Here is a 13,757-nt window from a genome sequence, read left to right on the forward strand (position 1 = left end):
CTTGCGGCAGCGGAGGTTCCTGCGATTCGTTTTAATCAGGATATGCCGCATGCATCGATTGCAGCGGCATACGCCTGGTTATGCGTCTGAATGTGTTGGCCGGATTAGTGGCCGAAGTAAATCCCCTGATTCCGTACTGCCGGCTGCATTGTTTGCATCGTGCCCGAGGCCGACGAACCGGCCGTCGACGGACCATAGCCGCTTGTATCGGCGACGGGCTGTTGGGCTACCGGCGGGTTTTCCGCCTGGACGCGCCGTTCAGCAGCCTGGATGTCGGCCGGGTAGTTCGGGTCGTTGGAGTCAGAAGGGTTGTACCCGGCCTGTTCCAGCTGGATCAACTGGTTCCTGACCTCAGCACGCGTCATGGGTTGCTGGCTGGTATCCGCGGCCTGAGCGAACGCGGCGACAGGAGCGGCGAGGATTGCTGCGACAGCAACAGCTTGAATGAGCGACTTCATGATGGCTTCCCTCCAGATCTGGTTTTTTGACTTCGCTTGACACAACATGTGAAAAGCGGGTAGTTCCAGTCTAGTCAGCGCATTCTCAAGGGAAAACCCTTAATTACGAGATATATATTTGCGAAAATCGCAAGGGTGTTGGGGAAACCCGAGCAAAACTCCGACGACCTGACACCTTTAACGTAGTAATTGCCAATTTCGTAATATTTGAAAGCGGACCGTCAAGCAATTCCCTTCACGGTCGGTCGTCTAGGCCGCAAAGCGCCCCGCCGTGGTGCGCGAAGCGCTCAGATGGAGGCCGAAGTGGGCTGCATCAGAAGCTTGCGGGGCCCGCTGACGAACGGGCTGCCAGGCACATAGAAGCGCAGCAGCTCGTGCATTTCACGCGACAAGCCAATGCGTTTGGTGACGGCAACCGGTATGTCCTCCGCTTCGATCTTGCCGATCCAAAGACCGCGCCCCGCACACAGATCCACTCCGTCGAACGCGAGCCCAATGCCGAGCGCAGTCGAGAGGCGGCCCGGTCCACGGGCGAGATCGCGCAGGCTCACGCCGGGGCGGCGCGCCTCCATCAACGCGAGACCCTCAAGCGGTTCGATGGCGCGAAACAGAATGCCGGCGCCCGTTCCCTCAGCCTCGCTCGACATGTTAAACATGTACGAGACGCCATACGTGAGCCGCACATGAGCATGCCCGCGAGCAAGAAACATCGCGGCGTTATAGGGCCGCCGCCCGACGAACGCATAACTGGTCGAATCGCCGACCGGATAGGCCTCGGTCTCCACGATCCGCCCGCTCATGCGCCCTTCCGGCACGTCGTGCACCACGTATTTGCCGACCATGTAGCGAGCCAGCTCAACCGTATCGACCGGCAAGTCTTCACGGCGCAATGGAATGATCGGGAGCAACGGCTGTGTCATAGATACGTACGACGAAAAAGTTGTCTGCTCAACGAAAAGCGGGTAGCAAAGCCGCGCAATGACTGACTCTTTGTTGCGATTGCAAGGCAATCCGTTGTATCAAAGCAGCATTTCCCCACACGCTTGCGTTCATAATTCTTTCAGTTAGAGTATTGTTACATTCCGGTCACCCGCACAGCCCTTGCAGGCTTGCATGTGCCTCGGCCCGCTTGATCAGCAGACAGGTTTGCATCACTCGCAGCAACGTTTCACCCAGCTTTGATCCCGAAGTACCCGTTGGTGCAATCCTGCGGTTCCCTCCGGAATCGTGACGAATCATGACAACAGGAGAAACTTGAAAATGAAAGCATTCCAGGCAATCAAGGTCATCGGTGGCGCGCTCATCGTCATGGCATCCCTCAACGCCTATGCACAAAGCAGCGACGCAGCCGCATCCGGCGCCATGTCAGCCGCTCCGAGCGCCAAGTCGACCAAGGCATCTAACCGCGCCCTGCAACGCGCCGTGCGTAAGACCCTGTCGAGGACGAAGGGTGTGGACGTCGCCAATATCATTGTCCGTGCACGTGGCGGCGCAGTGACGTTGGAAGGCTCGGTGCCTGATCAATCGCAAGTCGATCCGGCCACGCAAGCCGCTCAAAGCGTACCGGGCGTAACCTCGGTGAAGAACGACCTGACGATCCGCGCGATCGGCCAGTAAGCGCATCAGGCCGGGCGCAACCCTGGATCACCAAGGGTTGTGCCCACTTCATCAAACAATCAGCCTTCGAAACTGCGCTGCATTTCACGCGCAATCACAATCTGCTGGATCTGCGTCGTCCCTTCGTAAATGCGGAAGAGGCGCACGTCACGGTAGAACCGCTCGATCCCATACTCGCTCATATAGCCCGCGCCGCCGAAGATCTGCACCGCACGATCCGCCACGCGTCCGCACATTTCCGTCGCGAACATCTTCGCGCATGAGGCTTCGTTCGTGACCCGCTCGCCCGCATCGCGGCGGCGCGCCGCATCGACGATCATGCAGCGCGACGCGTAAATCTCCGCCTGGCTATCGGCCAGCATGGCCTGGATCAATTCGAATTCGACGATCGGCTTGCCGAACTGCTTGCGCTCCATGGCGTAGCGCAGCGCGTCCGCCAGCATGCGTTCGGCCGCCCCCGTCGCAACGGCGGCGATATGCAGGCGGCCCTTGTCGAGCACTTTCATGGCCGTCTTGAAGCCGACCCCCTCTTTTTCGCCGATCAGATTCGCCACCGGCACGCGGCAGTTGTCGAAGATCACGTCGCAGGTATGGGCGCCCTTCTGGCCCATCTTGCGGTCGATCTTGCCGAGCGACAGTCCCGTCGTACCTGCTTCTACGACGAACGCGGAGATCGCACCAGCGCCTTTCGCGGTGGGATCGGTGCGCGCCATCACGGTGAAGAGGCCCGCCTCCGGCGCGTTCGTGATGAAGCGCTTGGTGCCGTTCAGCACATAATGATCACCGTCACGCACGGCGGTCGTTCTAAGCGAAGCGGCATCGGAACCGGCTTCCGGCTCAGTCAGGCAAAACGAGCCGATCAGTTCGCCCGATGCAAGCCGCGGCAAATACTTCTCTTTTTGCGCGGACGTACCGTCAATGACGATACCCGTCGAGCCGATCCCGTTGTTGCTGCCGATTGCCGAGCGAAACGCCGGTGAGGTCTTGCCGAGTTCCATGGCCGCCAGCACTTCCTCTTCCATGGTCAGGCCGAGGCCGCCGTACTCTTCCGGCAAACATAAGCCGAACAAACCGAGGTCCTTCATTTCCTGCAATAAGGCAGCGGGAATCTGATCGGTTTCAGCGACGATTTCCTCATTCGGCACCAGACGTTCACGGACGAAACGGATAATGCTGTCGAGCAACAGATTCAGGGTTTCCTGGCTTCGAATCACAACGTCTCCTTCAAACTCGCGTTCGCTATGGGTACATATTCGTTATAGTTTAATGTACTAGCGCGTATTCCTGATTCATTGCATCAAGTTGCATCCATGCTGCGGATGCAATGGGCAGAGGCTTTTCAGAATGATTCGGCCAGACATTCCTTAGCGTCGGCACGCCTCACTCTCACACCATAAGCATTAAAAACAAGGAACGACCGGATGACGACAACATCGCCTGTGCTGCCTCACTGGACCATTGGCTCGCCCATCGCCGCCTGGATCATTCTGGGCGCCGCTTATGCACTGCCGGGACATGGTGTCCTGCTGGCATTGGTTGGCGTCGCGCTGGCCGCCGCTGTGTTCGCCGCCGTGCATCATGCAGAGGTGGTCGCACACCGGGTCGGCGAACCGTTCGGCACGCTGGTGCTGGCGGTAGCCGTCACGGTGATCGAGGTCGCACTGATCGTTTCGGTGATGCTCACGTCTGGCCCCGAGAAAGCCGGCCTTGCGCGCGATACCGTGTTCGCCGCGGTGATGATCGTATGTAACGGCATCGTGGGCATCTGTCTGCTGGTGGGCGGCATCCGCCATCGCGAACAGGACTTTCAGGCGCGCGGCGCCGCCGCAACGCTCGCCGTGCTCGCCTCGTTGTCGGTGTTGACGCTGGTGATGCCGAATTTCACCACCACCCGTGAGGGTCCGTTGCTGTCATCGTCGCAACTGGCGTTTGCGGGCGTCTCGTCTCTGGTGCTGTACGGCGTGTTTGTGTTCGTGCAGACGGTGCGCCATCGCGACTATTTTCTCGCCGCCACGCCCGACGAAAGCGTTCATGCCGAACCGCCAAGTGTCATGCAGGCGCTGCTGAGCGGCTTGCTGCTGCTGGTGTGCCTGGTGGCTGTGGTGCTACTCGCCAAACTGCTCTCGCCCACGGTCGAAACGGCCGTGCAGAATATCGGCGCGCCGCCTGCGGTGGTGGGCATTGTGATCGCGGCGCTGGTGTTGTTGCCCGAAGGTCTGGCTGCGATTCGGGCGGCGCGTGCCGACCGTTTGCAGAACAGCTTGAATCTGGCGCTCGGTTCGGCACTCGCCAGTATTGGTCTGACGATTCCCACAGTAGCCGCGGTATTTCTGTGGACGGGTCAGCCGCTCGTGCTCGGCATCAACGGCAAGGAAATGGTCATGCTGATGCTGACCTTGGTAGTTGGCACCCTCACACTGAGTACGGGACGCACAACGATTCTGCAAGGGGCCGTGCACCTGTCGCTGTTTGCGGCGTATCTGTTTCTGTCGTTTGCACCGTGAGGTGGCGCACAGTTCACCTTCACTCGGTCCAATGTTCCGTAATCCACTCACGGAACAGATTGACCTTCTGCTGATGCGCGACGCAATCCGGATAGACGAAGTAATAGCGCCACCCCGTCATCAATACCGTATCGAACGGTCTTACCAGCCGCTTCGCGGCCACGTCCTCGTCGATCAGCGCAAGGTCGCTGATCGCGACGCCAAAGCCCTGTAAAGCCGCGTTGGTCGCCAGATCGAGCGTGTCGAAGCTCGGGCCGTGACCGGCGTCGATATCACGTGCCTCGACGTGATCGAGCCACATCTTCCAGTCGCGATGGTCGCGGGTCGGATGCAGCAGGGTGTGGCGCGCCAGATCGGCGACGCTATCGAGCGGTTTATCGTTGAGCAGTTCCGGCGCGCAGACCGGCGTCAGGCGCTCTTCGAAGAGCGGCACCGCCTGTACGTCGGCGCCCGGCGACGAGCCGTAGATGATCGCGGCATCGAACGGCTCGATCTGGAAGTCGACATCGTGCTGCCAGGTGGTGGTGATCTGCACGTGCAGGTCCGGATACTCGGCCTGAAATTGCATGATTTTCGGTAGCATCCAGCGCATCACGCAGGTCGGCACCTTCAATGCCAGATCGGTTCGCTGGCGCGTGAGGCGCAGCGAGATCTCCTCGATCCGCGCGAAGCTCTCCTTCACCGCCGGCAGCAGCAATTCGCCTTCCGCCGTGAGCGTGAGGCCCTTCGCCTGGCGTTTAAACAGCGGAAACTTGTAGTAGTCCTCAAGCGCGAGAATTTGCCGGCTAACCGCGCCTTGCGTGAGGCAGAGATGATCGGCCGCACGCGTGAAGCTGCGGTGCCGCGCAACGGTCTCGAAGATCTGCAGCGCGTTGAGCGGGGGGAGTCGTCGCATGAGGCTGGTCCGGGTATCAGAAAAATGCATTGCGAGGGCATGCAGCCGACGGGCCGCTCACCCTCAGTGAGCCCCTCAGCATAAGCGATCAAAAAAACTTCGCGTCTCTTTTCGCCCGCAAGCCGCATGCGCTGTGCTCATGCAGTGACGCCTGAACCGTCCTTCGATCGCTCCTCTCAGATTGTCAATGCACTGGAACAGGGCAAGCACGTCGCCGATCGCACCACATTTGAGCTTTCCTCATACCTCGCGTTTCAGCTTACGAGCGTCGCGCTCTGGACGTAAACCCGGACCTCACGCCCGCTCGGGGATTCGGACCGCTCCAGCGCACCCTCACGCCAAGCGCTTGCCGCTTCGCGCATGAGCCTACGTCATGGCGTCCATGCAGAGATTTCGTTTGTTAGGTGATTTTGGCAAACCTACAGTGCATCCACCCGCAACGCGTTCGCACGGCATGACTCGCGCGAAAAGTTGCTCTGTTCAACCAGGGAGAAACGCTCATGCAGAACATCAAACATGGCAGACGGCAAGCCATCAAGGCGCTCGGCGCTGCGCTGGCGGCTTCGACGCTGCCGATGCCGTTCGTCAATCTGAGGGCGCAGGAGCAGAACTTCTCCGGCAAGACATTGCGTCTTTTGACCTGGTCCGACGATACGGGCGCCGCGGCCCTACGCAATATCGCCGCGACCTTCACCGCCAAAACCGGCGCCAAGGTGATCGCCGACCGCGCCGACGGCACCTCCGGCATGGTCGCCAAGGTCAAGGCCGCCGGCGACCGCCCGACCTACGACGTCATCACGCTCGCGGGCGTGGGCGCCTCGGGCCTGGGCGATGCGGGTCTGCTGGTCAAACCCGATCTCGACAAGCTGCCGAACCTGAAGGACGTCGCGCCGCAATACCGCACCGGGGCGGACGGCTTCGGCGTCGGCTATCTGCTGTGGTCCGATGGCCTGATCTACAACACCTCGACCGTCAAAACCGCCCCGGCATCGTACGAAGCCCTTTGGGATCCGAAGTACGCCGGCCGCCTGTTCCTGCCGCCGCCGGAATGGGCCGAAGCGGTCGACCTTGCGATCATCGCCGCGAAAATGTCGGGCGGCTCGCAGCAGAACATCGACCCGGGCTTCAAGAAGCTCGCAGAACTGAAAGAGCGAGTGATGACGCTCGGCGAGAACCCGAACCAGGTAGCCGATCTGTTCCGCACCGGTTCGCTCGATATCGGCGGCATCTATTCGCCGGCTTTCTTCCCCGACCAGATTCGCAAGCCCGAGTACAAGATGGGCGTGACCTACGGCATGAAGGAAGGCTTCGCCACCCAGTTGATGTTCACGGTGATCCCGAAGTCGCATCCGGGCGACAGCGATCTGATTCACGCCTTCATCAATCACTCGCTCGATGCCGGCGTGCAAGGCCGCATGGCCGCCGATGTACTGAACGGCCCTGTCAATTCGAAGGCTGTAATCCCGGCCGAAAGCCGCGCGTTCGTACCAAGCCCGAAGCAGATCGCGGAAAAGGCCGTCCTCCATGACGACAAGGCGTTGGCTGCGGTGCAAGCGGCCTGGATCAAGCGCTATACCGAGCTCTTCTCGGCATGACCACGATGCCGGCGCCCTCTTCGCGGCGCGCTTCCCGGACCTCAGGTGTGTCCGGCATAGCGGATGCACCGGGAGCCTCGGGCACCGATGGCGCCGATGGTGCTCCCGACGAGCCGGCTTTGGCTGTGCCTGGCGCCGCATGGGCGAAGGCGCGGCCGTGGCTGCTGCTGGCACCGATCCTCGTGTTCCTCGCCGTGCTCGCGGCAGCGGCCCTCGTGGTGCTGCGGATGAGCTTCGGCACCCAGGGCAGCGAGTGGCACGGCTTCACGCTACAGAATTACGAGGACCTGGCCGATAGCTACTTCATGAAGTCCCTCTGGATCACCTTGAAGCTGGCGTTTCAAAGCATGGTCTGCGCGGTGCTGCTGGCCATCCCGGTTGCGCTGGCAATGGCGCGCACCGAGTCGCGGCTCGCGCGGCGCCTGCTGCTGGCGGGCGTCCTGCTGCCGCTGCTCGTCAATCTGTTGCTGCAAGGCTACGGCTGGCTGGTGATTCTCGGACCGGCCGGTTTGCTCAATCATGCGCTGCTCGCAAGCGGCCTGATCGAGCGTCCCGTGTTGTGGCTGTACCGCGAGCACGGTGTGCTGCTTGGGCTGATCCAGACGGCGTTCCCGCTCGCCGTGCTGCCGATGTCGAGCGCCATGCGCGCGGTGTCGCGCTCCTATGAAGAGGCAGCTGCCACGCTGGGCGCCACCCGCTGGCAGATCATGCGCCATGTGATGCTGCCGCTGGCGATGCCCGGTCTCGTCTCCGGTGCGTTGCTGGTGTTCGCCTATAACGCCAGCGCGTTCGCCGTGCCGTTACTGCTCGGTGGGCGCCGCGTGCCGATGCTCGCCGTGCTGGTACATGACCAGGTTGCACCGTTGCTGAACTGGCCGGCCGCATCGGCCTCCGGTGTGGTGTTGATGGTCGCCACGCTGACGGTCATGGCGCTCTCGCAGAGTCTCGTGCGGCGCACCCAACGTCTCGATCCCGAGGAACCGTCCGCATGAGCACGCCCGCCCTCCCCAACCGGCTGCGCACGCTGCGCCTGCCGACCACCATGCCCGGCCGGCTCGGCAAGCCAGCGGCGCTGCTCGCCGCTGTCGTCCTGTTCCTCGCCGCGCTGCCGATCCTGACGATGATCACCATGTCGTTCAGCGCCTCGGACACGCTCGAATTCCCGCCGCCCAGCTACAGCCTGCAGTGGTATCGCGCTGCGTGGCATAGCTTTGTCGCGCCCGACTCGAGCGATGTGCTGTCGATGGGCAGCGCGCTCACCACCAGCCTGATCGTCGCCGTCTCGACGATGATCATCGCCACGCTCGTCTCCGTGCCCGCTGCCTATGCGCTGAGCCGCTACCGGTTTCGCGGCAAGCCGGCGGTCGAACAGCTGGTGGCGTTGCCGCTCGTCTATCCGCTGGTGATGCTTGGGCTCTCGCTGCTGCTCGTGTTCAACGCGTTACCGGTCGAACTCGGCGTGTTCCGTCTGATCATTGCGCACGTGATTCTGGCGCTACCGTTCACGGTGAAGAACTGCGCCGCGTCGGTCGCCTCGATCGGACCGGAGTTCGAGGAAGCCGCCTGCGTAATGGGGGCGAGCCCGCGCCGAGCGCTCATCGACGTCGTCTTGCCGTTGATGCGCCCCGGCATTCTGGCCGGCATGCTGTTCGCGTTCATCATCTCGTTCAACGAATTCACGGTGACGTTTTTCCTCTACGGCATCAACACGATGACGCTGCCCGTCTGGCTCTACAGCCGGACGGTGTCGTCGCTTGATCCGACGGTTTTTTCGTTCGCAGTCTTCATCGTCGCGATCGATTTCGCGCTGATCTGGCTGCTCGAAAAACTGATTGGCGATGAGGGCGTTGCGCTTTGATGCCGTGCCTTGTTACCTCGTGCGTTGCTGTTTTGATCCCTTTGCGATTGTGGCCTAGCGGGAGCCCCTCATGACTCATCTGACATTGCAGGCCGTGACCAAGCGCTTTAATGCCGCCTATGCCGTCGACCACGTCGATCTGAGCGTGCCGGACGGCAAGCTGGTCTGCTTCCTGGGCCCGTCCGGTTGCGGCAAGACCACGTTATTGCGCATGATCGCCGGGTTGGAGACGCCCACTTCCGGCAGCGTGAACTTTGCCGGCCGCGACATTACACACTTGCCCGCTAACCAACGCGATTTCGGCATGGTGTTCCAGTCGCTCGCGCTGTTTCCGCATATGACGGTGGCGCAGAACATCGCCTATCCGCTGCGCCTGCGCAAGACGGCCAAGGCTGCACAAAGCCAGCGTGTCACGGAACTGCTCGAACTGATCCAGTTGCCGCATATGGCGAACCGGCCGGTGACGCAACTCTCCGGTGGCCAACGGCAACGCGTGGCGATTGCCCGCGCGATCGCATCGTCGCCGAAACTGCTGTTACTCGATGAACCGCTTTCCGCGCTCGACGCCAAACTGCGCGAGGCCATGCAGGTGGAAATCCGCCTGCTGCAACAGCGTCTCGGCATCACGACGATCATGGTCACGCACGACCAGCGCGAAGCCATGACCATGGCCGATGAAATCGTCGTCATGGAGAAAGGCCGGATTGCGCAGGTGGGCAAGCCGTTGGATATTTATCGCGATCCGGTCAACGAGTTCGTCGCGGACTTCATCGGCCTCGGCAATATCCTGCCCGTGACTTACGATGGTCAGGGCGGCGTGAACCTGCCGGGCGGCCAGCAGATCCTCGTCTCACAGTCTGCGCGCGCGCCGGAGTCCGCGTCGGACATTCGTCTGTTGATCCGCCCGGAAGATGTCTGCGTCAGGACCACCTCGGCCGATGCCGGCCAGAACCGGCTAAGCGGCACGGTCACCTTCATCCGCGACGTCGGCGCCTCGCTCGAAGCGACCATCGATTGCGCCGGCTTCACGTTGACCGCCGCCACCACGCCGCGCGAAACGCCAGGCCTTGTGCTAGGCATGCCGGTGTTCGCGGAGTTGCCACCTCACGCGTGCAAACTGATCGCGGCTCGCGTACCGCACTAAAGGCGCCGCCTACCGAGTTCGTACCGCGTTGACCTATATAAGTTGATACCCACGTTTTCGACAGAGGAACGACCATGACCACATCCGAATCATCTGCTCTGCGCGCCGGGCGTGCCCAGCGCATCCTCGCGACATTCGCCACCACGCTGGCGTTCGCCGGCGTCGCCGCACTATCGGCTTTCGTGGCTCCTGCCGCCCATGCCGACGCGCTGGATTCGATCGCCAAGTCCGGCGTCGTGCGGATCGGCGTGTTTGAAGACTACCCGCCGTTCGGCTCCATTGGCCCGGACATGAAGCCGGAAGGTTATGACATCGACGTCGCCAACCTGATCGGCAAGGCACTGAACGCGAAGGTCGAACTGGTCCAGGTGACGGGCGACAACCGCATGGCCTACCTCGCCGACCACAAGGCCGACCTACTGCTTTCGGTCGGCGAGACGCCCGAACGCGAGAAGGTCATCGATTTTTCGCAGCCGTATGCGCCGTACTATCTGGCGGTCTTTGGTCCGAAGAATTTACCCGTCAAGAACGCCGGCGACCTCGCCGGCAAGACCATTTCTGTGGCGCGCGGTACGCTGGAAGATCTGAGCGTCACCAAGATCGCGCCGCCGAGCGCGACCATCAAAAGATTCGACGATCCTAACGGCGCAATTTCGGCATTTCTTTCTGGTCAGGTACAGTTGATGGTGGTCGGCAACGACGTGGGAGCGACGATCCTCGCGCGTCATCCCGCCAACGATCCCGAGCAGAAGTTCGCGCTGTTCAGCTCGCCCGATCACGTCGGCCTGAACAAGAACGAGCCGCGCCTGAAGCAGAAAATCGACGAAACGATTGCCCGCGCCCGCAAGGACGGCACGCTGAACACGATTTCGAAGAAATGGCTGCGCGCGCCGCTGCCGGCCGATCTATAACTTTTTATGTCCGGATCAACCGGATTGACCGGTTACCGGATGGAGTCCGATTCACGATGAGCGGCATGTCATGAGTTATGCGTTCGATTTCAGCGGCTTCGGCATCTACGTCGGCATGCTTGCACGCGGTACAGCCGTCACCTTGGGGCTCACCGCGGTGTCCACCGTGCTGGGCGGACTCGTGGGCATTGGCGGCGCCAGCGTCGCCGTGGCCGGACCGCGTTGGGCGCGCACGGTGGTTGCGGCGTATGTCGAGCTGATCCGCAATACGCCATTCATCGTGCAGTTGTTCTTTGTGTTCTTCGGCTTGCCTAGCCTCGGCATTCATATCGACGAGGTGCAGGCCGCGATTCTGGCGATGACAGTCAATCTCGGCGCCTACGCGATCGAGATCGTGCGCGCCGGCATCGAGTCGATTTCGCGCGGCCAGGTCCAGGCGGCGCAGGCGCTCGGCCTGCACGGGCGGCAGGTGTTCCGCTACGTCGTGTTGCCGCAGGCGCTGGCGAACGTGTTTCCGTCGTTGCTGAGCCAGGTGCTGATCGTGATGCTCGGCTCGGCCGTGGTGTCGCAAATCTCCGTGCCGGACCTGACTTACGCGGCGAACTTCATCCAGTCGCGCAACTTCCGCTCGTTCGAAAGCTACGTGATCATCACGGTGACCTATCTGGTGCTCTCGATTGTGTTGAGGCAATTGCTCAACTGGCTGGGGCGTGGCCTGTTTGCCGGCCGCATGCCGCACCGGCCTGACGAACCGCGCGGCTGGCGGCTCCTGCTCGCATGGTGCGGCGCCCGCACCATCACCACGGAGCGCTGATCATGGTCGAATTCACGCTGTGGGATATCGCCCGCAATCTGTTGCTCGCCGCGCGCTGGACCGTGCTGCTTTCGCTGATCGCATTCGTGTGCGGCGGACTGGTGGGGCTTGTGCTTCTCGCGATGCGCGTCTCGCCGCTGCCGTGGTTACGGCGCGTGGTGTCGGTATACGTGGAACTGTTCCAGGGTACGCCGTTGCTGATGCAACTGTTTCTGGCTTTCTTCGGTTTGCCGCTGTTAGGCGTAGACGTCTCGCCGTGGACGGCGGCCACCGTCACCTTGACGCTTTACACCAGTGCCTATCTCGTCGATATCTGGCGTGGTTGCGTGGAGGCCGTGCCGCGCGGACAGTGGGCGGCGGGCGCGAGTCTCGGCATGGCATTCAGCCAGCAGTTGCGCTACATCGTGTGGCCTCAAGCCAAGAAAATCGCCGTTGCGCCGACGGTCGGGTTTCTGGTACAGGTGGTGAAAAGCACGGCGCTGACGTCGATCATCGGCTTCACCGAACTGACCAAGACTGGAACGATGATTACCAACGCGGCGTTCCGGCCGTTTCCGATCTATGGGATGGTCGCGCTGATCTACTTCGCGATGTGTTTTCCACTCACCTGGTATGCGCGTGCGTTAGAGAAACGGCAGAAGGTGGGGCAGCATCGGTGAACCCCTACCGCGCCGCCTGAGTCGATTTCCTCAGCTTCGCCACTTCATCCACCGTCACCGCCGGCGCGCCGTTATTCCATCCGGCCCGCACGAACGTCAGCACATCGGCGATCTGCTTGTCGTTCAGCACCGGCGCGTATTTCGGCATCGGATACGGCGCAGGAATGCCCTGAATCACCAGATCGTCGGTGCCGTTCAACGTGACGTTGATCAGCGACGACGCATCGTGCTCCAGCACATTCGGATTGCCCGCGAGCGGCGCCAGCATCGGCGCAAAGCCTCGGCCATCCACCCCGTGACAATGCATGCAGTACTCCGTATAGACACGTGCGCCGGCATCGTTCGCCGGACGCGTCAGTGATACCTTGGTCGCCTGTGCATCATACGAATACGGCGGAGCGCCCGTCCCGCCCGCGGCCGGCAACGATTTCAGATAGCTCGACATCGCGGCGATATCCGTGTCGTTCGTGGCCTGCGTGCTGTTGTTGATCACGCTGGTCATCGAGCCGAACGCCGACGCGTGTGCATTCGCGCCAGTCTTCAGGAACGCTGCAAGATCCGCCTCCGACCAGCGCCCGAGCCCCACGTTATGCTCCTGGGTCAGGTTGGCGGCAAACCAGCCGTCGAGCGGCCCACCCGTCAGATACGCGCTGCCGCTCTCGTCCAACGCTTTCTCCTGGAACGCGATGCCGCGCGGGGTGTGACATGAGCCGCAGTGTCCGAGCCCCTGGATGATATAAGCGCCGCGGTTCCAGGCCACGTCCTTGCCCGATTTGTCCTGATATACGCCCTTCTCCAGGAACACCACGTTCCACAGCGCCAACGGCCAGCGCATGTTGAGCGGCCATGGAATATCGGACTTCCGGTTAGCCTGCTGCACCGGCGCCACGCCGCTCATGAAGAACGCGTACAGCGCTTTCACATCGTCGTCCTTGACCTTCGCGTACGACGGATACGGCATCGCCGGATACAGGTTGTGACCGTCCTTCGCCACGCCCTCGCGCAACGCCCGGGCAAAATCTTCCTCGGCATAACGGCCAATCCCGGTGTCGGGATCGGGCGTGATATTGGTGCTGTAGATCTTGCCCATGGGCGTCAACATCGGCAAACCGCCTGCGAATGGCTTGCCTTTCGGCGCCGAATGGCACGCCACGCAATCGCCGAGTTTCGCCAGATAGGCGCCGCGCTGCACCAATGCGTCATCCGCAGCATGCGCGGGTGACTGCATCGCAAACGGCAGCGCCAGACCCAGCGTGTAACCCAGCGCCGCGCCGAAAACCTTCAGTGTCTTGATCATGATCG

General features: G+C 61.8%; 14 protein-coding genes. 9 read left to right on the plus strand and 5 right to left on the minus strand.

Features of this window, described 5'->3' with window-relative positions; all coding sequences use genetic code 11:
- Positions 1 to 104: 104 nt before the first annotated feature.
- Entirely contained in the window at positions 105 to 458 is a 354-nt protein-coding gene (locus P3T40_RS27510) for a DUF4148 domain-containing protein (RefSeq protein ID WP_429270861.1), read from the minus strand.
- A gap of 287 nt (positions 459 to 745) precedes the next feature.
- Complete coding sequence (locus P3T40_RS27515) at positions 746 to 1,378, minus strand: DNA-3-methyladenine glycosylase (protein ID WP_429270862.1); 633 nt, start codon at positions 1,376 to 1,378, stop codon at positions 746 to 748.
- A 340-nt stretch (positions 1,379 to 1,718) separates the two neighbouring features.
- Here P3T40_RS27515 and P3T40_RS27520 point away from each other — a divergent pair, with 340 nt between their 5' ends.
- Entirely contained in the window at positions 1,719 to 2,075 is a 357-nt protein-coding gene (locus P3T40_RS27520) for a BON domain-containing protein (protein ID WP_429270863.1), read from the plus strand.
- A gap of 59 nt (positions 2,076 to 2,134) precedes the next feature.
- On the opposite strand, the gene P3T40_RS27525 is transcribed toward P3T40_RS27520, so the two are convergent.
- Positions 2,135 to 3,289 (minus strand): acyl-CoA dehydrogenase family protein, encoded by a 1,155-nt coding sequence (locus P3T40_RS27525; RefSeq protein ID WP_429270864.1) that lies wholly within the window; start codon positions 3,287 to 3,289, stop codon positions 2,135 to 2,137.
- 207 nt (positions 3,290 to 3,496) lie between these two features.
- Between P3T40_RS27525 and P3T40_RS27530 the strand changes: the two genes are divergently transcribed.
- Positions 3,497 to 4,579: a calcium:proton antiporter gene (locus tag P3T40_RS27530; protein ID WP_429270865.1), complete on the plus strand. Its 1,083-nt coding sequence runs from the start codon at positions 3,497 to 3,499 to the stop codon at positions 4,577 to 4,579.
- A gap of 19 nt (positions 4,580 to 4,598) precedes the next feature.
- Here the strand turns inward: P3T40_RS27530 and P3T40_RS27535 are convergent, their stop codons facing one another.
- A complete protein-coding gene (locus P3T40_RS27535; RefSeq protein ID WP_429270866.1) occupies positions 4,599 to 5,474 on the minus strand; it encodes a LysR substrate-binding domain-containing protein in 876 nt (291 codons plus the stop codon).
- A gap of 500 nt (positions 5,475 to 5,974) precedes the next feature.
- Here P3T40_RS27535 and P3T40_RS27540 point away from each other — a divergent pair, with 500 nt between their 5' ends.
- The 7 genes from P3T40_RS27540 to P3T40_RS27570 all read left to right on the plus strand — a co-directional run bounded on the left by P3T40_RS27540 (position 5,975) and on the right by P3T40_RS27570 (position 12,455).
- Positions 5,975 to 7,069 carry an ABC transporter substrate-binding protein gene (locus P3T40_RS27540; protein ID WP_429270867.1) on the plus strand — a complete coding sequence of 365 codons (1,095 nt, stop codon included), beginning with the start codon at positions 5,975 to 5,977 and terminating at the stop codon, positions 7,067 to 7,069.
- Positions 7,066 to 8,061 carry an ABC transporter permease gene (locus P3T40_RS27545; protein ID WP_429270868.1) on the plus strand — a complete coding sequence of 332 codons (996 nt, stop codon included), beginning with the start codon at positions 7,066 to 7,068 and terminating at the stop codon, positions 8,059 to 8,061. Before P3T40_RS27540 ends, P3T40_RS27545 begins: the two co-directional genes overlap by 4 nt.
- Positions 8,058 to 8,927 (plus strand): ABC transporter permease, encoded by an 870-nt coding sequence (locus P3T40_RS27550; RefSeq protein ID WP_429270869.1) that lies wholly within the window; start codon positions 8,058 to 8,060, stop codon positions 8,925 to 8,927. The genes P3T40_RS27545 and P3T40_RS27550 overlap by 4 nt, the downstream gene beginning before the upstream one ends.
- Before the next feature lie 70 nt (positions 8,928 to 8,997).
- Positions 8,998 to 10,071, plus strand: coding sequence for an ABC transporter ATP-binding protein (locus tag P3T40_RS27555; protein ID WP_429270870.1), 1,074 nt, complete (start codon positions 8,998 to 9,000; stop codon positions 10,069 to 10,071).
- A gap of 74 nt (positions 10,072 to 10,145) precedes the next feature.
- Entirely contained in the window at positions 10,146 to 10,982 is an 837-nt protein-coding gene (locus P3T40_RS27560; protein ID WP_429270871.1) for a transporter substrate-binding domain-containing protein, read from the plus strand.
- A 70-nt stretch (positions 10,983 to 11,052) separates the two neighbouring features.
- A complete protein-coding gene (locus P3T40_RS27565) occupies positions 11,053 to 11,796 on the plus strand; it encodes an amino acid ABC transporter permease (RefSeq protein ID WP_429270872.1) in 744 nt (247 codons plus the stop codon).
- Positions 11,797 to 11,798: 2 nt separating this feature from the next.
- Positions 11,799 to 12,455, plus strand: a complete 657-nt coding sequence (locus P3T40_RS27570; RefSeq protein WP_429270873.1) for an amino acid ABC transporter permease — start codon at positions 11,799 to 11,801, stop codon at positions 12,453 to 12,455.
- A gap of 4 nt (positions 12,456 to 12,459) precedes the next feature.
- Here P3T40_RS27570 and P3T40_RS27575 read toward each other — a convergent pair whose 3' ends face one another.
- Positions 12,460 to 13,752, minus strand: a complete 1,293-nt coding sequence (locus P3T40_RS27575) for a cytochrome c (RefSeq protein ID WP_429270874.1) — start codon at positions 13,750 to 13,752, stop codon at positions 12,460 to 12,462.
- Positions 13,753 to 13,757: the final 5 nt, after the last annotated feature.

The organism is Paraburkholderia sp. EB58, assembly GCF_050436665.1.
Lineage (GTDB): Bacteria > Pseudomonadota > Gammaproteobacteria > Burkholderiales > Burkholderiaceae > Paraburkholderia.